We start from the raw sequence: 19,833 nt of genomic DNA, 5'->3' as shown, positions 1-19,833 counted from the left end.
CGGATATGACTGAAACTAACATCTACGATGCATCTGTCGATCAATCGGCCAAGGACGCGTATTTCACCGCCTCCCAAGGACAGCTGATCTGGACCCGCTTTAAGAAACAAAAGGCGGCGATGATCGGCGCGTGGGTACTGGTGATCCTGATCCTGTCCGGCATCTTTGCATCCTTTCTCACGCCGTATGATCCAACAATTGCAGGTCGCGACAAAGGCTACCTGAATGGCGCGCCCACCGTCCCGCAATTTTGCGATGATAACGGGTGTTCTTTGCGTCCATTCATCTATGCCTTAGAACGGGAACGGTCGGCCAAGACTAACTTTAGGTGGGTCACAACCGTAAACACCGAAGAGCGGCAGTATATGCAGTTCTTCGTCGAAGGCTCTGAATACAAGCTATTCTTTATGACGTTTGACACCCACCTGTTTGGGGTCGAAGACGGATACATCCATCTGTTCGGTACGGATTCGACAGGCAAGGACATCTTTTCGCGGACCTTCCATGCCATCAACACGTCGCTGGCGGTCGGCACCATTGGGGTCCTGATCGCCTTTGTGTTGGCGCTGATTATTGGGGGTATATCGGGGTTCTATGGGGGGTGGATAGACTCGATTATCCAGATGATCACGGACGCTGTGCGAACGATCCCCGCAATCCCGCTGTTCATGGCACTGGCAGCGTTTATCCCTGACACATGGAGCGCGGAGGAAAGGTTTTTCTTTATCTCGCTCATCCTTGGCCTGATCGGATGGCCCACGCTTGCGCGTCGCGTCCGTACCCATCTTTTGACGGAGCGCAACCAAGAATACGTGCTGGCCGCTCAGCTATGTGGCGCGTCCTCGGGCCATGTAATTCGCAAACATCTGCTGCCCAGTTTCACCAGCTACATCATTGTCGACCTGGTGATTTCGTTCCCTTACATGGTGCTTTCCGAAACCGCGCTCAGCTTTATTGGTCTTGGCCTAAAGGACCCTGTGAATTCCCTTGGCGTCATGCTGCAAAACGTCACCAGCGCTGACGTGCTGCTGAACTATCAATGGTATTTCATCCCGGTGATCTTCTTTATTATTCTAGTCATGGCATTTGTTTTTGTTGGTGACGGGCTGCGTGACGCGGCTGACCCCTACGGAGATACCAAGAAATGAGCCGCCTGATTGATGTCGAGAACCTGACCTTGCAATTCGACACCGACGAGGGCCGCATCACAGCTGTGGACAACGTATCATTCAGCCTTGAGGCGGGTGAAGTGATGGGGCTAGTCGGGGAATCAGGATCAGGCAAATCTGTAACTGCTAAGTCCTTGATGAAGCTAAACCCGCGCAATGCGATTTATGGGCCAGATACAAAGATCACGCTGCATCTTGAGGATGGCCCTGTCGATGTGATGTCCCTGCAAAACGACACCGAAATGAAGGTTGTGCGTGGCGGGGCAATATCATTGATCTTTCAGGAACCGATGGCCAGCTTTGCACCCGCCATTTCAATCGGCGACCAGATGGTTGAGCAGTTGATGATCCACACTGATTTTTCCAAGGCACAGTCCAAGGAACTGTCGATTGAAATGCTGGACCGTGTCGGCATTTCAGACCCCAGCACGCGCTTTGGGCAATATGCTTTCGAGCTGTCAGGCGGTATGCGCCAGCGTGCGATGATCGCGATGGCGCTGTCGACCAAACCAAAACTTCTGATCGCAGATGAACCGACCACTGCACTGGACGTCACCATCCAAGCGCAGGTGATTGACTTAATGAAGGACCTCGTGACCGAATTCGGCATGGGTATTATTTTCATCACACATGACCTTGGCGTGATCGCGCAAACCGCAGACAAAGTGGCAGTGATGTATTTGGGACGCCTGGTTGAACAAGGCACTGTACGCGATGTTATCCGCAAGCCTGCCCACCCTTATACGCGTGGCTTGTTGGCGGCATTGCCGACGCTAGAAGATATCGACGCTCCTTTGACGCCTATTCCCGGTGATATCCCTTCGCCACTCGAGCGCCCGCCCGGATGCGTCTATAATACGCGCTGCCAGGAGGTCATTGGCCCGAGATGTTCCGCTGAAATTCCAAAGTTCAGCCAAGTTGATACCGACCACGCAGCGGCCTGTCATTTGCACGATCCACAAGGGGACACCACATGAACGACAAGCCCCTGATCGCCGCCCAGAACCTGTCCGTCCATTATCCATTACGCGGCGGGTTGATCGGCCCCAAGCCTTATGTGGGCGCGGTTGAAAACGTCAGTATCCAAATCGCAGCGGGCAGTTTTTTCGGCCTTGTTGGGGAATCTGGATCGGGCAAAACAACTCTTGGCCGCGCCATGCTGCGTGCCGCACCAATCACCAAAGGCGATGTTCATTTCGATGACGGCGAGGTATCCTATTCTCTCAAAAATCTTGGCAAACAAGACCTCAAGGACTACCGCAAACGCGCTCAACTGATCTTCCAAGACCCCTATGCCGCCCTTAGCCCCCGTATGACTGTACGCGACATCATCGCAGAACCGTTGGAGGTCATGGGCCTAACCAAATCACGTAGCGAGACCGACGAACGCGTCCGCGAGATCGCCAACAAGTGCCGCTTGAACGTCGAACACCTGCGCCGCTTCCCACATGCATTTTCGGGTGGGCAACGACAGCGGATATCAATCGCGCGTGCGCTTGTTTCTGGTCCCAAATTCATCGTTGCGGATGAAAGTGTTGCAGCCCTTGATGTGTCCATTCAGGCTGACGTGCTGAACCTGCTCAAAGCGATCCAAAAGGACATGGGCCTGACATTCCTCTTTATCAGCCATGATCTCAGCGTAGTGGCGCATGTCTGTGATCATGTGGCCGTGATGTATCTGGGCCGCATTGTTGAAACAGCACCAACACGCACGCTGTTTTCAAACCCGCGCCACCCCTACACCCGCGCATTGTTGTCTGCGATCCCGTCACTGGACCCCGATGACCGTGGAAAAGCGCAAAAGCTGGAAGGTGAGATTCCCTCACCAACCAACCCGCCACCAGGGTGCAAATTCCAGACTCGCTGTCCCGCCGCGATTGACCGTTGCCGCGTCGAGGAACCGGTTTTAGAAAGTGCAGGAACCGAACATCATGTGGCTTGTCATCGCTGGAAAGAACTCAGCGCGTAATTGAATTGCAGACGACATTCATTTTTGAGTTTCGAGTCTGACAGGGCATTGTAGCATAAATCGATTGGAGGGTGAGGTTCCCTTTTCCTCAGACGGACTTATCTTAAGGTTTCTGTGATTGGTATGCCTAGAGTGGTATAGCGTAAGGATGGCGACGCAGATTTGAACCTCCGCGACTTGCCGCTCAAAGCCTCTTGCTATGAGGCTCTGACCCATCAGTTTCATGCAATGCATCCACTAACCGACAGGGTTATGCGTAGCATGATCCCGGAAGGTTTTGATTCCCCCCAAGAGGATCGCGCGCAAATCTCGAAACCGTAGGTGGAGAGTTTGCATAAGTGCGCCCTTCACTGTTTTTCAGCTCAGGTTTGCACACAATGGCTTCCATTTAGGTGCAGACCTCTCCCCCTGCCCTTCTTTGCGAGCTTCCGCCGATTCCATCTGCTGCGTTTCCATATTCCGCTGATCGTTGGGTATGAATTGGGATGCCGCTTGTTATCTGACGCGGAAGGTCGAAACTTCAATCTGAACGTGAAACTCAACACAGAGGGACTCGTGATATGGTAGACACAGCACTAGAACGCGCAGAGAAACGATTTACCCAAGCCAAGGCGCTACTTCAGGGCATTCGTAATCGGGAAGCTACCAAACAACGCAAGATGGATACGCGGCACAAGGTAATCCTGGGTGGGGTTCTGCTTGATCTGGCGGGGCGCGATAGCAATGCCGCCGCCATTCTGTATCGGCTCATGCGCAACCTGCCTCGCGAACAGGACCAGAAGGCATTTGTGGGTTGGGAATGGCCTTGGTCTGATCCCTGCCCTGCCCCGCTATCTTACGGGTCTGGTTCTGATCAGGACGGTACATCTTGATACGGTCTTTAATCTCCGTTTTCGGGTCGCTGTTCTTCTTTTTTCAGCGGATGATCTTCACGCCCATTCTGCTCGGTTGGATGGTCGGGTGTATGTGCCTCGGCGGAATGATCGGGGCTGTCATCGCCTATTTTGTATCAGCTCTATTCTTTGGAATACCATCGGGTCAGACGGATTGGGAATGGGTGATCTATGGACCGCTCATTTTTGTCGGTGTCGTCTTTGGGCTTCAATACTGGCGCATACCTCCGGTGCCGATGCCTTCTTCGGGTTGAACCGCGACAGCCACGGCTCGGCCCGCTTTGCCAACCGCAAGGAGCTGAAGAATCTGGAACGCGCGGATGGTCTGTTGATCGGGTGCAATCCACACACCGGACGGTTGTTGCGTTACGATGGCCCTGCGCATCTGATCACTCTCGCTCCGACACGGGCTGGGGCGGGTGTTGGCACCGTCATCCCCAACCTGCTGGCAGCGGAACGCTCGGTGCTGGTGATTGATCCCAAAGGCGAGAATGCCCGCATTGCCGGTGAAGCCCGGCGGCGGTTCGGGGCGGCTCATGTCCTCGATCCCTTCGATGTCAGCGACACTGGCAAAGTCTCCGAGATGCCGTCAGCGGCCTACAATCCGCTGGACCGTCTGACGCCAGACAACCTCGATCTGGGCGAGGATGCAGCCTCCCTGACAGAGGCGCTGGTAATGGACCTGCCGGGACAAGTCTCGGAAGAGCAATGGAACGAGGAAGCCAAAGCCACCCTCGCCGATCTGATCCTGTTCTGCGTTTGCCACGAGGAACAGAACCGCCGGTCACTAGCGACCGTCCGGGAATATCTTACCCTGCCCCCAGATCGGCTGCGGGCCCTGTTGGAGCTAATGCAGGACAGCGGTGAAGCGGGTGGCTTGATCGCGCGTGCCGCCAATCGGTTTCTTGGAAAGGCAGATCGTGAAGCCTCCTCGGTCATGTCAAACGCACAGCGCCACCCCTCCTTTTTGGACAGCCCGCGCATAGCGAAGGTTCTGTCGCGGTCAAATTTCCACTTCTCCGACCTGCGCCATCGGATCACGTCAGTATTTTTAGTGCTGCCGCCGAACCGGATGGACGCCTACAGCCGCTGGCTGCGCTCAGGCCCTCCAGGACATCGCACGGGACGCAGAAGCCTCTGTGACACCCAAGAACGGCAACGTGGCCACTCACACGCTCTCTCAGCGCCTGAAAGCGTCGAACCCCACGTTGGGGCCTGCGCTATTCCTGCTGGATGAGTTCGCCGCTCTGGGCCATTTAGAAGCTGTGGAACGTGCCATGGGGCTGATGGCGGGGTATGGCCTTCAGCTTTGGCCGATTTTGCAAGACATGAGCCAGCTCAAGGGCCTCTTCGGCGAACCGGCCGGAACCTTCATCGCCAATGCCGGGGTGCAACAGGTTTTTGGTGTGAATGATTTTGAGACGGCGAAATGGCTGAGCCAGATGATAGGCCAGGAAACAACTGGCTATCAAACCGACAGCTTCAAGCCGGGGGATGCCCCCAGTTTCAGCAACAACCTCACGGGGCGCGATCTGCTTACGCCAGATGAGATCATGCAACTTCGTCCTGAAAACCAACTCCTGCGCGTTCAAGGACAGGCGACGGCGGTTGCTCAAAAGCTGCAGTATTACCCTGATCCCGAATTTACGGGGCTGTTTATCCTACAGGACCATTGATCCGGAAAGGATACTGCCATGACAGACGCCTCCCCTGCCCCAATGGATGATGAGCTGCGTGAATCGCTCGATCTGCTTGCCACGGTAATGGCCAGCGTGTCGAACCGTGTGGATGCCAACACGCAAGTGCTGGACCGCCTGAACAAGACAGCCACGGAGGCGCGGCAGGCGGCGTTCGCGGCAAAAGCCCAGACCGATCCGAAGGCATATGGCGAGTTGGTGGGTGAAACCATCGACGGGAAGATTGACGTCAATCTCGTGCGCATGGGGTAGATATGCGTCGATCTGTTCGACGCATCAAATAGGGCGCAAGAAGTGCTCAAGAAAGCCGATGAGGACAGATCAGTAGTTCTTCGCCAGATCTGGGAGCGAGAATAAAAGATTGACTGGTTGAAATCGCGCCTGCCTTGGTTTGGTCTCGTTGCTGTTGTTCTGGCTTTGGCGATGACGGTGCTACTTCCCCGTTTCTTAACCAGCAATGCTGCAGCCTGCGCTGTCCTAGGAGGATCTTGGACAACGACAACAACGGGTGTCGATGCCTGCGTGTTCTACGCGGAGTGAGGTGAACGATTCCCATTCTCGGCCTCGCCCCTCTGGGGCGAGGCCGAGATCCGCAGGAACGCCAATAGAACCGGTTTGCTTCATTCGACTATCTCATGATGTCGGACGCTACCGGCCGCACAGAACAATGGTTGCTTTGTCGCTATTGCGTCCAAAGTGCGAGAAGCTGCGCCTTTTGTTCGGCGTGTTTTGCAGGATTTACGTAGTCCCGGAAAGTTTCATATGCGCAGGCTATTCTGGGTCAGCCACTTGGCGGCGACCAGATAGTCATTTGCGGAGGCGCTGAGGACGCTCTGTAACCTTTCTGTCTTTTCAGTGCTCTGAACACCAAAACCGGACAGTCTTCAAAGTGAGGCTCGCATGTCAAAGACCTGTGCATCCTTAATTTGACCTCGGTCTCTTCAGGAGATTTCGCCAATCAAGACGCTTATTCGCAAGGTCCTGAGATAATTTGAACGTGTAGCCAAGATGATTGCTAATCGACTCAGAACGCTTCTAAGTAGATGCTAATTTAGTTCAACACCTTCCAGGTCGTTAGACGTCAGGCGGTACCTGATCACATTGCCCTCGTGAAGACCGCTCAACTGATGCCTAATATAGTCAACGACAGCTGCCCTATCCGCTTCAGGGATGCCGTCTTGGGTCGCCATCTCTAAAACCTCATTTGGACGGAAGGCCTTGAACTCCAGAACGCACCGCCGCACCGTGGCGCGCACAAAATCACGATAGGCAAGTGCAGCCTTTTCAGGTTGCTCTACTTCAGCCCGCAAGATCCGATATTTCTCGGCCGAAGCCAAATAGGACTCGATATAGACGTCGCGAAGTAGAGCTACGTTGTTCAATTCATAAACGCCAATCAGCCCATCAATATACTCAGCGTCATTCATCGTAGTGAAGGACATTGGCGCAAGGTCAGATTTCAGGAGCGGGATATTGGAGGCAACACGGGATGTCCGCTTGTTCACATCCGCAAAGGCCTGCAAATAGGGAATATGGACCAAGAGAAAGAAGGACTGTTCAAACGGATCTGTTATCTGCCCAGCTTTAGCCGTCACGATGTCGAACTCTTCTGCAATCGTCACCGCATCATCAAGTGGCCAGTAGCTCGAGTGAGATATGCCGACAGCCATGGCTCTGAGACGGCCTGACATTGCTGGATCGGCAAGTAAACCATCAGACAGGAGCGCGTGAATGGCGAACAAGTCCGTACGGCCAAGCTCAATTTTATCGAGATTGTCGACAACGTACTGGATGGCTTCTTTGTGGTTCAGGATCATCAGGGCTTCTTTGCGATCTTTGCCCGCAACCTCTTCACCAAAGCGGATCAACCGCTCCGTCTGCAAGATATCATAGGTGTTCCCCTCCATGCGGGAAGAAGCCCAACTGAGATCGACAAGGAGCTGCTCAAGAATACGGCGCGCATAGGTCCCAGCGGGCATCCCCCTGCCCTGCAGTTGACCAGCCTCCAGAAGCCGCGTTCTGTCGGTCTCCGTCAAGTACCAGGTTTTACCCGGGACATAAGCATCAAGGAATTCCTTGCGATATCTAACCGGAGCCCGCCGATTGTAGGGAGTTGCGAGATGGGCTCGCACCACTGCAGCCCCCGCGATGTCATAGCTAGTAGCACGCCCTTTCCCTGAGACCTCCAAACGCCCGCTCTCGACAAGGCGCTTTAAAGCACGCCAAACGGTTGTTTCTCCGGCATTCGGATCAACGCCTTTTCTGATTGCATCCCGACCCGCACTTGGGTGCGCAGCAATGAAATCTAAGATAGCTTGGTCTGTGAGGGCCATGAAACGAAAACCTTCAAGAGTGAAACGATTATTGCCATATCTATATGGGCATTGCGTGCCTATCAAGTTTTCGTTCCACCCAAAATGAAACGATTAGTGTGCAGCGCAGCAGTAGAACGATCCGAACAATTGAATGAAACGTCTAAGATGTTGAATTAGAGAAGTTATTATCACTCATGGACGTCTCGTTTCGGCAATAGTGAAACGCAGATCGCAATTCACCAACAAAAACGTCTAAATCAGACATGGGCAGCGTTCTCTCGGAATAAGGCACTCTTTTTGCTTGTTGGGGGCAAAGATTGTCCGCGGACAATGGCTGGGTCAAGTAGCATAGACGTGACTTGTGGCAAGACGCCTAACTAGCTTCTCTGGACTAAAGCCTTCGCTTTTTGAGCCTGTCGTGATTGAGCGAAAGTATGCACCGACAGCTTTGATTTTATCATGAAACTGCATAATCGCCCAAACGGTCGCCGCAGCTCTTATAGCACCGAGGCGTTTATGTGCAGCTTCATAGCTTTGGCTTGTGATCCCTATCATAGGGGCAAGTGTTCGAGCGTGGGCAATGACATCGTGCATTGTCTCAATCTTCCTTAGCGAAAACTGAACTGCTTCTGGGCAAGCTGCCAGCAATTCTGAAACTGTGATAGGAACCTCTTCATTGGCAAGGAGCGTTTCTTTTTTTAAGTTGGGTCCTTCTTTATCAATATGTTCTTTATTTGACTTATGAAGGTGCCGGACAAATTGACCGTCACTGGCGGTCATAGTTGTCGTATATTCCGCGTTTTGATCATCGGCTGCTTCGGCTTTAACTTCTGTAACTCGCAGTTCCGAGATGATCTGTTCGCAGTCCCTTAGTGACAATTTTCGACGAAGGACACGGAAGATGTTGAGGGCTATGGTGTCATTTGGATTGTCCACGAGGCTATCATTGGCAGCAGCGCGAATCTTAGCTCGCAGGTAATCGATCTGTTCTCTTTCCCGCAGGACCTCTGCCGCCAACGCAGCGATTTCACGAAGACGATCAAAGAGCGGCGAAAGATCGAAGCCAAACCGTAGAGCTTTTCCCTCAATGCGGTTATGCTTTGTAAAGCGTTTCCGGTTTGGGCTGTCACGGCGAACGAGCAACCCAATTTCTTGTAATGTTGCGGCATGACGTCTGATCGTTCTGTCTGAAATGCCATTGCGTCGAAAAGTGAGTGTTGAGTTTGATGCAAATACCGTGTGGTGGTTGCGCTTGGGCGCGAGGCACGAAAGCATCGCGTCTAACGTTGAAATCACTGACGCGCTGAGTCCGAGACGCGGGGCTGCGTTTCGAAGCGTTGCAACGATGATGTGGCGTTCTGGAATGGAATTGTCCGCGGACAATACTTCACCAGTCTGCAGCCCAATGGGTGCAGTTGCTTGTGTAAATGCCATGTTTTTTCACGACAACCTGATGTGAAAGGCACCGATATCTCTGAAAACCAGAAAAAAGGTCGCAAATCTTCGGCAACCGAATCGGTTGTTGTTGACTGGCGCGGAGAAGCTGGTAAATCTGAAAGTGCAAAGAACAGATTGGGCTCTCCTAGGGAAACCTTGGGGGGCTCTTTCTTTTTGGGCTGTTGATCGTGCTCCTTATTTAAGTGTTACTGCTCTGTCTTCGACCAGTCAGGCTCTTGCTCTGACCGCCACGCCTCATAGAGACGCGTAAGCTCAACTTCTGCGTTGTTACGCATCCACTGAGCAAATTCTGGGGCATCGGACTTCGACAGTTTAAATGTCAAAGCACGCGCCGTTTCTTTCACCTCAGCCAAAGCTGTTCCATCATTGTATTTGACAGATAGGGTAGGGGAGAGGACTGGTTTGTCAGCCTTGGATTTCAGCGTCTGTGTAATGGCGTCGCTGACCAATCCAAAGCGATCCTCAGAGGTTTGGCTGGCCTTAAGCGCAAGCGTCGCAGTAATTTGTTCAAGATTGATACTTTCACTGCGTGACTGGTCCGCAAGCTCTTCCCAACGTCTGCGTCCGATTCCATGCGCGGAACCGATTTGTTCAATGACGGACTTCGGAATGGATCGCGCGACTTTAGTCATGCGGGATAGCATTGGTTTGTCGACCGCCAAGGCATCAAGGATGATGGCCTGTTCGTAACCGCTTGTGGCCAGCTCAGCCGCAAAAAGTGCTTTTTCAATAAAGCTGGGGTCAAGACGCTGGGTGTTCTCTTGTCCTTGCGCGAGAATGGCCTCTTCGTCAGAAAGTGATCTGACAAGGGCTTTCGCGGGAATGCCAAGCGATCGCAAAGCGCGCAATCTGCGGCGGCCATAGACAATCCTGTAGTGTCCCGGTTTGTCCGCTAAAGGGCGGACCATAATTGGCACTTGTTGGCCGTGAGATTTAATGCTCTCGGCTAGTGTTACAACGTCCGCATCTGAGAAGGAGAGGCGGTCCTTAGGGCCGTTCTCTTCGATGACATCAACGGAGATTTCTCTCACCGCATTGCTTGCGACATCCTTCAATGTGGATTTCACGCCACTCATTGCGCCGGTATTAGGGAACCGAGACTTTTGCTCGCCTGTGTCGGCTGCACTGCTGTCTACATCGGGTGGAGGCGGCGGGGGTCGAAATAGGTTTCTACGTGCCATTAGTTAGTTTCCCTTCCCCAAGCTTGCTGAATCGTCGTCTCGAATTCATCTGCAACCCCATTCACAGACTCTAATATGCGGGTTAGAGTCTTTTTTACGACTTGCGCGGGATCTAATTCATAAATGGTCTGCTGCGTCATCCCAGCATCGGAGATAGCAGTGGATTTGAGCATTGGAGTGGTTAAGACCTGATCGAGAAGGATAGATCGCAGGAACCCCGCCATTTGGGATTGTGGTACGTCCGTTGGCTCATACCGAGCTATCAAAAACTTAAGGAAGTTCCAGTCGATAGGTCCGGCTGCCTCTTCAAGAGTTTGTACAGTTTCTCCAGCCATTTCAAGGAATTGCGCCATAGAGGCCACGTCCAGCATGCTGGGTACGACCGTGATTAACAGGCCGGTCGATGCCAGAAGCGCGGTCATAGTTGTGAAGCCAAGCTGTGGCGGACAATCGATGATGACCAGATCATAATTAGCTTCAATCTCGTCGAGTGCTATCGCAAGGCGTTGTGTGAATGGCGGGTCGACCTTGTGCTGAAGCGCGTAAGCTGTTTCGGTCTCGTATTCGGACAGCAAAAGACCTGCTGGTGCGAGGTCAAGGTTGTGAAAATAGGTCTTACGGATGACTTGGCTTAGCGGTACTGGATCTTCATATTTTAACGCGTCATAGATAGTGCCGCTCTCTGCAAATTCGATCTCCGGGCGATAGCCGAACATCGTAGTTAAGCTGGCCTGCGGGTCCATATCGACTGCAAGAACCCTATAGCCGCGCAACGCGTAGCGCTGAGCCAAATGGATTGCACTGGTTGTCTTGCTTGAGCCACCTTTGAAATTGACGATGGAAATAACTTGGAGGGCGTCGTTGTCTCGTCGTCCAGGAAGATACGCCTCACCGTTCCGGCCCGTTCTGGCCATGACATGGCGGATCTGGTCAATTTCTTGGGCCGAATAGAGTCTACGGCCTCGGGAATCAGACTCTACCTCAGGGAAATCGCCTTCCTGATGACGTGTTCTTAGGTTTGACATGCTGATGCCAGTAAGTTCCGAAACTTCTGCAGGATGGAACTTGCGTAGCGCTTTTCTACTATCAGGCTGGAAGCTATTGCGCATATGATTGTTAAGCGCTTCCGACAGACGGGCGGCGTTCGCCGCAATGGATGCTGCGATGGAACTGGCTCCTGCGATTTTCATGTCCGAATCCATTCTGCCCTCACGACCTCTTGGTGGGTCATTTGTGTTTCGTCGCTAAAAGGCGTGATTTACGTCACATAGCGACAAGTGGACTTGTTACACGCAACTTATCCACAGACAATACTTTTTTGGTCTCTGGCTGTAGAGGGAGTGAGTGAGGTGTCGAGGTGGCAAGGTCTATTAGCTGACTAAAGAATTGATAATTATAGGGTAATCACAACACCAGCGGAATTTCGCAAGATATTGTAGGTTAATATATTACGGCCCCAAACTATGGTTGCTCTATCTATTGTTCGAATCGGCTGTGTTTCCGCGATAACGGTTTTGCGCGAATAGGGCCGGGCCTGAACGGGCAGGGGGCTGGTCCCCGTCTTTTCAAGTCAACCCAATGAGGTCGGATCGTGTGGCGCATGTAGAGGGGTTGCGATGACCTTCTTGGCGGCTCTCGGCTGGGCGTTCTTTGAAAACAAAAAGGCTCTGCCGCGGCGAAGCCAGTTGATCCCTACCACAAGGATTGGAAAGGGGATAGGCTTACTCCTTTGTGGTGTGAACGGGGTCGTTGCCCCTTTGGTTGTCTGGTTTTGAGAAAAGCCCTTGATGACTTGCTGAATGGCGACTGCAATGGGCGTGTTTGTACCCGCGCCCGGTTCCAACCCCGTTGCGTTAAAGAATACTCGCAAGCTAGGGGGCTGGAAGTACATCCCGATGACTGCACCCGTAAACAGCGTGGCCATAAAAACGGGATCAAGAACAAGCGGGATCGTCCCACTGTCCTGGGGGACCGCGCAGGGTCCATTTTGATTACACCAGTATCAGCAAGTGGCAGATCGTGTGGCATGTCGGGCGATTGAGATGCCATTCAGTGCCTTTTGAGCAGAGGAGCGATTTCGGTGGCACTCAACACCCGCCCGCTTGAAACGACCTGCTCATCAATCACCAGGCCGGGCGTTGACATGATCCCGAACCGCGCAATGTCAACAATATCGGTGATCTTGATAATCTCGGCATCCACATTTGCAGCCGTGAGCGCGGCTTTGGTGTTGTCAGCCAAAGCGACGCATTTCTTGCAGCCGGACCCCAGTATTTTGATAATCATTTGGTGTTTCCTTTCTCAGATAAATAGATGGGCCAAAGCGTTAAAAACATAACCGATCACGATAATTCCAACGGTAACTATCCCGATGAACACCATTAAAAGAGGCAGCTTTACAACGCGCTTGAGCATGATCATCGATGGGAGGGACAAGGCGGTGACGGCCATCATGAAGGTCAATGCAGTGCCAAGCCCGACACCTTTCTCGACCAAGGCTTCGGCGATGGGCAGCGTGCCAAAGATGTCGGCATACATTGGAACGCCTGCGAGCGTTGCAACCAGGACGGACCACCATTTGTCCTGACCCAGCAGGGCGGCAATAAAAGTTTCAGGCACCCAGTTGTGGATGGCCGCACCGATGCCCACGCCGATTAAAACATAAATCCAAACGCGATGCACAATTTCGAAAACTTGATCTACGGCGTACCTTAACCGTTCGCGGCGCGTGATTGTGCCATTGGCGTCATGATCGGTGACAGGGCTTTGGTAGACAAAGGCTTCTACCTGATCTTCCAGTTTCAGGCGGCCAATCAATGTGCCACCCAAGACGGCCAACACTAACCCCACGACCACATATGCCAAGGCAATACCCCAGCTGAAGATACTCGCTAGCAGTATCACCGAGGCCAGATCCACCAGCGGAGAAGAGATCAGAAACGAAAATGTCACGGCAAGCGGCAATCCCGCGCTGGTAAAGCCGATGAAGAGTGGAATCGAAGAGCACGAACAAAATGGCGTGATGGTACCAAGTAGAGCTGCGATGATATTTGCCCCAATCCCTCGTCGTTGCCCAAGGATGCGGCGGGTCCGTTCAGGCGGGAAATAGCTTTGGACATAGGAGATGCTAAAGATCAGAAACGCCAGAAGAATGAATATCTTGATGACGTCATAGATGAAGAAGTGGACGCTTGCGCCAATCTGGCTTGCTGGATTCATACCAAACCCGTCGCGCACCAATATAGTGACCAAATCTGATAGCCACTGCATGCGCAGCAGTTGATCGTTTAGCCAGACAAAGAAATCACCCACTGAAAACACTCCATAGATGGCTGAACCATCAGCACAAATCATAAGTGGTCCTGCAATTGGCGGATTGATCTAGCGCAATTCTATTGCCGGTTTTGTTGGCGTGCCAAATCTCTCGGGCTCGCTAAACGTTCAAAAGATTTAGGCCGATGGGTTTGGCCATGAGGCGGAAAAACCCGTGGCAAGGTCCCGCAATTGACAGGTGTCAAAAGGGGCAACCGAAGAGGTGATATTGCTTTCCCAATACTGGCACTGTTTATCGAGGGACCCACATTATGAAACTATCATTCCATGGCGCGGCACAAAGCGTCACCGGTTCATGCCATCTGCTTGAGGCAGGCGGGCTGCGGATACTTGTTGATTGTGGGTTGTTTCAGGGGGCAAAACACACTGACGAAGAAAATTCGGATGACTTCGGGTTTGACCCTTCCGAAATTGACTACCTGCTTTTGACCCATGCGCATCTTGATCATTGCGGCCGCATTCCACTGCTGGTCAAGCGCGGCTTTGCTGGCAAGATCATCACAACCGCAGCGACGCGCGAACTTACCAAACTGATCTTGATAGACTCAGCCCATATTCAGGAAGAGGACGCCATGCGTGCCTCGCGTCACAAGCGGCGCGGCGGGCACAAAGACATCCGTCCACTGTATGATCAGATTGATGTGCTGTTCGCTTTGGATTTCTTTGGACCCAATGTGGACTACGAACAAGATGTTGCTTTAAATGATGCGGTAACCGTACGCTTTATCAATGCCGGACATATCCTTGGGTCCGCATCGGTTGTTGTTGAAGCGGTCGAGAACGAAACCACTCGGCGGATTGTATTTTCCGGTGATCTGGGCAGCCCGAACCACCCGATCTTGTCCAATGCGACCACACCACCGGAATGTGATTATGTCGTCATGGAAACAACTTATGGTGGTAGAATGCACAAGGATCGTGAGGCGTCAAATGCCGAACTGACCCAAGTGATCGCCAACACAGTCGCACGCGGCGGAAACGTGGTGATCCCGACCTTTGCAATGGAGCGCGCACAAGAAGTATTGTTTCACCTGAAATATGCCATCGAAAGCAAAGACCTTCCCGAGTCACTTGCGATCTTTTTGGACAGCCCGATGGCGATCTCGGCGACCGAAATCTATCGCCGGCACGCGGGCTGTTTCAGTCCCGAAGTGCGGGATCTTATGTTGGCGGGGAAACACCCGTTCCATCCGCGCGGCCTGCGCTTTACCCGCCAGGTTGCGGAATCAACAGCGATCAATCGTATGCGGGGCGGGGCGGTCATTATGGCGGGGTCGGGCATGTGCACGGGTGGGCGCGTCCGGCATCATCTAAAGCACAACATCTGGCGGCCCGAGTGCAGCGTTGTTTTCGTCGGGTTTGCCGCTGAAGGCACACTCGCGCGCCAGATCGTTGACGGTGCCAAAAGCATCCGTATTTCTGGTGAGCCCATTCAGGTCAAAGCCCACATTCATACGATTAACGGGTTTTCCGCACATGCCGACCAACGGGAGCTTTTGTACTGGGTGTCGCACACAGGCAGGCCCAAGACCGTTTTCCTTGTTCACGGGGACTATGATCGTGGCATGTCCGACATGAAAAACAAGTTGGAGAAAAAGGGTTTAACGGTTCAATGCCCAACGCTGCATTCTGCTGTTGAACTGGATTAGGATAAGGGGATCACATGCTAGAGATTGAACACAGCCAAAGTCGCAAATGGATTACGCTGCGCGCGTCTGGAACGCTCAACCGTGCCGACTTTGACAGGGCGCTGCCCGAGATCGAGAATGCCATGGCATTGGCAAACAACCCTCTGAATTTGATGGTTCGCCTAGAAGACTTCCAAGGTCTGGAAATGGCTGCATTGTGGGAGGACCTAAAATTCGGCCTCGAACACAATCATGAATTTGGGGCAATCGCGGTTGTGGGCGATACGAAGGTGGAAGAATGGGGGACATGGCTGGCGTCATTGTTTGCAAATTCTGAGGTAAAGTACTTTAGTTTTGACGCCGAGGGCGAAGCTCTAAACTGGTTGAAGGTGGGATAGAACAACCGCGACAGACTGTGGCGGTTGAAAGGCTGATGCTCGTTCTGCGAAGACCCCCCGTACATCTATGGGGGCCGTGCCGAAGGGTTTGCGGATTGGTTGCCGACGCTTGCAAATCCAACCCACCCTCGGCGACCAGTCTAGCAAAGATTAGTTTGCAGACACATCATTTGACTGGTCTGCAGGCGAGGTTTCGTCATCCACGTTTATTGGGGCCACCTTTTCGAAGACGATCTTGCGGGTGTCATCCGGCCGGATTGCGCGAACATGGTCGCCGTCTTCAACAGTTGCGCCAAGCATGGCATGCGCCAGTTCTGTTTCCAGTTCTGACCGGATAAGGCGCTGCAATTCGCGAGCGCCGTATTCAGGCTGAAATCCAACTGTGGCAAAGTGGTCGACCACACTTATATCGAAGTCCAATTCGACCCCTTGACCAAGCGCTGTTCGGGCCACGCGGGCCAGTTGCAACGTGACGATCTTACGGATTTCGTCACGATCAAGTGAGTGGAAAACGATGACCTCATCAATGCGATTGATAAACTCGGGACGGAAGTGATGTCTTAGGACTTCCATCAATTTGGACTTCTGTTTTGCTTCGCCAAAGCTCTTGGCACTTCGCTTCTTGAGGTTTTTTTGAATGATGTCAGAACCGAGGTTTGAGGTGGCGATGATGATCGTGTTGGTGAAATCAACCACACGCCCTTTGCCGTCTGTCATCGAACACTTGCAGCAGGATTTTGTATACGTCGGGGTGCGCCTTTTCGATCTCATCCAGCAGAACAACCGAGTAGGGTCTGCGCCGTACTTTTTCTGTCAACTGACCGCCTTCATCATATCCGACATATCCGGGAGGCGCGCCGACAAGGCGGGCAACAGCGTGCCGTTCACCATATTCGGATATGTTGATACGGATCATTGCGTCTTCATCGCCGTACACCGTGGACGCCAATGCCTTTGCCAGCTCTGTTTTACCAACGCCGGTGAGACCAAGAAACAGGAATGTAGCAGTGGGTGACGTGCCTTCGCGCAATCCGGCGCGCGCCAATCGCACCGCGTCGGCGACTGAGTGGATTGCTTCATCCTGACCAATCACCCGCTCGTGCAGGCGATCTTCTATGGTAAGCACCTTTTCGCGTTCCTCGCTGGTCAGCTCTGTGACCGGAACACCTGTCAGTTTACTAACGATCTGCGCGACGTGATCAGCGCGGACTTCTGCCGAAGCGGAGGCACGGTCCCGTTTCCAGACATCCAAAAGCGTATCGAGGTTTGTCTATCTGTCTTCCAGTTCGGTTTTCAGACCAGTGGCACGGTCAAATTGTTTGCGCGCGGCCGCGTAATCCTGTTCGCGCTTGGTTTGCTTTACCTCGGCCTCCAGTTCTTGCACGTCGATTGGTCGGGCTGTCGCTCTGATCTTTACACGGGCGGCAGCTTGGTCGATCAGATCAATGGCCTTGTCGGGCATAAAGCGCCCCGTGACATAGCGGTCTGACAGTTCAGCGGCGGCGGCGATAGCCTCGTCGGTGATCGATACTTTGTGGTAGCTTTCCAAAGTATCGCGCAAACCGCGCAGGATCATCATGGTCTGGGCAACGGTAGGCTCATCAAAATTGACTGGTTGGAAGTGGCGCTCGAGGGCTGCATCCTTTTCGATGTATTTCTGGTATTCGTTTAGTGTCGTTGCGCCAATCAGGTTCAGATCGCCGCGTGCAAGTGCTGGCTTGAAGATGTTGGCAATGTCCAAGCCACCCTCACCACCGCCCTGACCGGCCCCAACAATCGTATGAACCTCGTCGATGAACAGGACAAGCTCGCCTTTTTGCTCTGTGATTTCTTTGAAAATTTTCTGAACGCGTTCTTCAAATTCTCCTCGATATTTCGACCCTGCGACCAAGGAATTGATGATAAGCTCAACCAACCGTTTGTCGTGCAATGCCTCGGGCACATCGTCCGCGACGATTCGCTGGGTGAGCCCCTCGATGATGGCTGTCTTGCCGACACCCGGCTCACCAATCAGAACGGGATTGTTCTTTTTGCGACGGACAAGCACCTCGATAGAGGCCTCAATCTCGCGGGTACGGCCAATCACGGGGTCCAACTTGCCGTCGCGGGCCATTTGGGTCAAATCGCGGCTGAATTCGTCTAGGCCCGGTGTATTCGATGGGGTGTCGATACGGTCTTCCTCTGCACCTTTTCCTACCACCTTTGTCACTTGTTGTCGCAACGCCTGCGAGGTTAAACCGTACTTGCGCAAAAGGTCCGCAGCCACTCCGTCACCTTCTTCTGCGAGACCAATCAGCAGATGTTCAGGTTCGACATAGGAATGACCAAGCTCGTTGGAGGCAATGAGCGCGCGGTTTAGGGCATCCTTCAGACGCGGACTGACACCAATCTCGCCGTCTGGCTCCGTGTCGCCGCGTTTAGCGTCTTTGTCGATCTGACGGCGCAAATCGTCGGTATCCACTTTGAACCGGTCAAGCAGCGTTTGCACAACGTCCGAACCTGTCAGTGAAAACAGGAGGTGTTCTGTATCAACTTCGGTGCGGCCAAATTCGTGTGCTTTTTGGGCAGCGTCCTGAAGTAGCTTGTTGGCTTGCCCACTGAGACGATCAGCGATGTTTACGCCGGTTCCCCGACGTGCAGCTGACCGTGCGGGAATGTCTTCTGGGGTGCTTGCTGTGTTGGTGCCACCGACACGGTCAAAAATGTTATTGCCAGCTCCGCGATCGCCAAAGAACTCTTCAAGAAGGGAACTGCCGCCAAAAAGTGATTCAAGCGGCCCTGATTTCGGGACAGCTTGCGGTAGTCTTCGTCGCAAAGCTCCATCGTTTTTCGGACACCGTTTGCCAAGACTTGGGCGCGAGAGGCCGCAGGGCGTGTTTTGCAGACGTCACAGATACCATTAGATATTTCATGTGCCTCCTTTTTCACCGCTGTTATGAACCGTCGTTGGCTGGTGTCTCTGAGGCAGATTAATTGACGGGTTCAGGGGTGGAGGAGGGAACGACGCTGCTATCCCAATCCCAATCCAAGTTTTATTATTCCACGCTTGTGGCTTCTGCGCAGGCAGTGGTCGTGCTGGTGTTGTCTTTTTCCAGCAGCTGGGACGTCGTGTTCAAACCGTAAACATCAGGGTGCGTAACCATCCTGCCTGCCGCATCTGGGAACCGTGTAAAATACGCGAGTGTGACTGAGATCGAGGGGGCAGGAGCGTCAAACGTTCGCTGGCCGTTTGCCAGCGTGTGGACGCGGGTGATGTCCATGTCCAATACGAAGGCTACCAGTTCATCCCAACGTTCAACTCTGACGCACCCATGGGATAGCGCGCGGTAGTCCTGCGCGAATAACGTGCGTTTGTTGGTGTCGTGCAAATAGATCAACAGTCCTGGTGCCAGCCTAACAGCAGCAAGCCCAAGAGGGTTATTGACCCCCGCTGGTCTGATGCGGTCAGTGTACTCACCGCTGGCAATCATGGACGGGGTCGGTCGCCAAGTTGGTCGAAACCGGACCGCTGATACAAATGTTTCCAGACGCGGGGTGGGATGCCAAGGTGCGCCGACAATGACACGGCTGCGCAATACTGGTGTTCCGTCCTCAAATGCGATCACCTCGAAGGAGGGGATATTGACCAATATGGACTTGCCAGTTTGCGGTACTTGGTACCCAAGGCCGGCCGTATCAAGCTGTGTCTGGAAATCTTTGGGTGTCGCATTGGCCAGACTGCCAAGCACCAAGGCCAAGAGTACGGAGAGGACCCTTACTAAAGGGCTGTGAGTGGTATGGGCCATCTTTCTG

At 53.2% G+C, this 19,833-nt stretch carries 19 protein-coding genes and 2 pseudogenes; 9 read left to right on the top strand and 12 right to left on the bottom strand.

Annotated features, from left to right (window positions below):
- The first annotated feature begins 5 nt into the window (after window positions 1-5).
- The 3 genes from V7775_RS22225 to V7775_RS22215 are packed head-to-tail and all read left to right on the top strand — an operon-like array spanning window position 6 to window position 3,138.
- Window positions 6-1,148, top strand: a complete 1,143-nt coding sequence (locus V7775_RS22225) for an ABC transporter permease (protein ID WP_335754126.1) — start codon at window positions 6-8, stop codon at window positions 1,146-1,148.
- Window positions 1,145-2,146 carry an ABC transporter ATP-binding protein gene (locus V7775_RS22220; protein ID WP_335754125.1) on the top strand — a complete coding sequence of 334 codons (1,002 nt, stop codon included), beginning with the start codon at window positions 1,145-1,147 and terminating at the stop codon, window positions 2,144-2,146. The genes V7775_RS22225 and V7775_RS22220 overlap by 4 nt, the downstream gene beginning before the upstream one ends.
- Window positions 2,143-3,138 (top strand): ABC transporter ATP-binding protein, encoded by a 996-nt coding sequence (locus V7775_RS22215; RefSeq protein WP_335754124.1) that lies wholly within the window; start codon window positions 2,143-2,145, stop codon window positions 3,136-3,138. Before V7775_RS22220 ends, V7775_RS22215 begins: the two co-directional genes overlap by 4 nt.
- Window positions 3,139-3,236: 98 nt before the next feature.
- On the opposite strand, the pseudogene V7775_RS22210 reads toward V7775_RS22215, so the two are convergent.
- Window positions 3,237-3,372: pseudogene (locus V7775_RS22210) on the bottom strand (IS5/IS1182 family transposase); the annotation flags it as partial.
- A 326-nt stretch (window positions 3,373-3,698) separates the two neighbouring features.
- Here V7775_RS22210 and V7775_RS22205 point away from each other — a divergent pair.
- The 4 genes from V7775_RS22205 (at window position 3,699) to V7775_RS22190 (ending at window position 5,980) form a co-directional block, all read left to right on the top strand.
- Window positions 3,699-4,010 (top strand): mobilization protein, encoded by a 312-nt coding sequence (locus tag V7775_RS22205; RefSeq protein WP_335754123.1) that lies wholly within the window; start codon window positions 3,699-3,701, stop codon window positions 4,008-4,010.
- Window positions 4,011-4,191: 181 nt separating this feature from the next.
- A complete protein-coding gene (locus V7775_RS22200; RefSeq protein WP_335754122.1) occupies window positions 4,192-5,268 on the top strand; it encodes a type IV secretory system conjugative DNA transfer family protein in 1,077 nt (358 codons plus the stop codon).
- Window positions 5,192-5,707 carry a type IV secretory system conjugative DNA transfer family protein gene (locus V7775_RS22195; protein ID WP_335754121.1) on the top strand — a complete coding sequence of 172 codons (516 nt, stop codon included), beginning with the start codon at window positions 5,192-5,194 and terminating at the stop codon, window positions 5,705-5,707. The genes V7775_RS22200 and V7775_RS22195 overlap by 77 nt, the downstream gene beginning before the upstream one ends.
- 18 nt (window positions 5,708-5,725) lie before the next feature.
- The gene (locus V7775_RS22190) at window positions 5,726-5,980 is read left to right on the top strand and encodes a hypothetical protein (RefSeq protein ID WP_335754120.1); all 255 of its coding nucleotides are present in this window, start codon (window positions 5,726-5,728) and stop codon (window positions 5,978-5,980) included.
- Window positions 5,981-6,774: 794 nt separating this feature from the next.
- Here V7775_RS22190 and V7775_RS22185 read toward each other — a convergent pair.
- The 7 genes from V7775_RS22185 to V7775_RS22155 all read right to left on the bottom strand — a co-directional run bounded on the left by V7775_RS22185 (window position 6,775) and on the right by V7775_RS22155 (window position 14,036).
- The gene (locus V7775_RS22185; RefSeq protein ID WP_335754119.1) at window positions 6,775-8,061 is read right to left on the bottom strand and encodes a hypothetical protein; all 1,287 of its coding nucleotides are present in this window, start codon (window positions 8,059-8,061) and stop codon (window positions 6,775-6,777) included.
- Window positions 8,062-8,382: 321 nt separating this feature from the next.
- Window positions 8,383-9,477: a plasmid replication protein RepC gene (gene repC, locus V7775_RS22180; protein WP_335754118.1), complete on the bottom strand. Its 1,095-nt coding sequence runs from the start codon at window positions 9,475-9,477 to the stop codon at window positions 8,383-8,385.
- 209 nt (window positions 9,478-9,686) lie between these two features.
- Window positions 9,687-10,682 (bottom strand): plasmid partitioning protein RepB, encoded by a 996-nt coding sequence (gene repB, locus V7775_RS22175; protein WP_335754117.1) that lies wholly within the window; start codon window positions 10,680-10,682, stop codon window positions 9,687-9,689.
- Window positions 10,682-11,872, bottom strand: a complete 1,191-nt coding sequence (repA, locus tag V7775_RS22170) for a plasmid partitioning protein RepA (protein ID WP_335754116.1) — start codon at window positions 11,870-11,872, stop codon at window positions 10,682-10,684. The genes repB and repA overlap by 1 nt, the downstream gene beginning before the upstream one ends.
- Before the next feature lie 380 nt (window positions 11,873-12,252).
- Window positions 12,253-12,606, bottom strand: a complete 354-nt coding sequence (locus V7775_RS22165) for a hypothetical protein (protein WP_335754115.1) — start codon at window positions 12,604-12,606, stop codon at window positions 12,253-12,255.
- 125 nt (window positions 12,607-12,731) lie between these two features.
- A complete protein-coding gene (locus V7775_RS22160; RefSeq protein WP_335754114.1) occupies window positions 12,732-12,968 on the bottom strand; it encodes a thioredoxin family protein in 237 nt (78 codons plus the stop codon).
- Window positions 12,969-12,983: 15 nt separating this feature from the next.
- Entirely contained in the window at window positions 12,984-14,036 is a 1,053-nt protein-coding gene (locus tag V7775_RS22155; protein WP_335754113.1) for a permease, read from the bottom strand.
- A gap of 230 nt (window positions 14,037-14,266) precedes the next feature.
- Here V7775_RS22155 and V7775_RS22150 point away from each other — a divergent pair, with 230 nt between their 5' ends.
- Together V7775_RS22150 and V7775_RS22145 are read left to right on the top strand one after the other, a co-directional pair.
- Entirely contained in the window at window positions 14,267-15,664 is a 1,398-nt protein-coding gene (locus tag V7775_RS22150; protein ID WP_335754112.1) for an MBL fold metallo-hydrolase, read from the top strand.
- A gap of 14 nt (window positions 15,665-15,678) precedes the next feature.
- Window positions 15,679-16,041, top strand: coding sequence for an STAS/SEC14 domain-containing protein (locus tag V7775_RS22145; RefSeq protein WP_335754111.1), 363 nt, complete (start codon window positions 15,679-15,681; stop codon window positions 16,039-16,041).
- A gap of 150 nt (window positions 16,042-16,191) precedes the next feature.
- Here the strand turns inward: V7775_RS22145 and V7775_RS24905 are convergent, their stop codons facing one another.
- From V7775_RS24905 to V7775_RS22135, 4 genes and pseudogenes are all read right to left on the bottom strand, one after another.
- On the bottom strand, window positions 16,192-16,614 hold the full coding sequence (locus V7775_RS24905; protein ID WP_443070158.1) for a hypothetical protein: 423 nt from the start codon (window positions 16,612-16,614) through the stop codon (window positions 16,192-16,194).
- A gap of 3 nt (window positions 16,615-16,617) precedes the next feature.
- Window positions 16,618-17,092, bottom strand: a pseudogene (locus V7775_RS24900) (AAA family ATPase); the annotation flags it as partial.
- A 219-nt stretch (window positions 17,093-17,311) separates the two neighbouring features.
- Window positions 17,312-18,856, bottom strand: coding sequence for a Clp protease N-terminal domain-containing protein (locus tag V7775_RS24895; protein WP_443070157.1), 1,545 nt, complete (start codon window positions 18,854-18,856; stop codon window positions 17,312-17,314).
- 220 nt (window positions 18,857-19,076) lie between these two features.
- The gene (locus V7775_RS22135) at window positions 19,077-19,826 is read right to left on the bottom strand and encodes a L,D-transpeptidase family protein (RefSeq protein WP_335754110.1); all 750 of its coding nucleotides are present in this window, start codon (window positions 19,824-19,826) and stop codon (window positions 19,077-19,079) included.
- Between the last annotated feature and the right edge of the window lie 7 nt (window positions 19,827-19,833).

It is taken from the genome of Sulfitobacter sp., assembly GCF_036960155.1.
Taxonomy (GTDB): Bacteria; Pseudomonadota; Alphaproteobacteria; order Rhodobacterales; family Rhodobacteraceae; genus Sulfitobacter.
The sequence above is the reverse complement of the archived record's forward strand: the minus strand, read 5'-3'. Positions and strand labels throughout refer to the sequence as shown.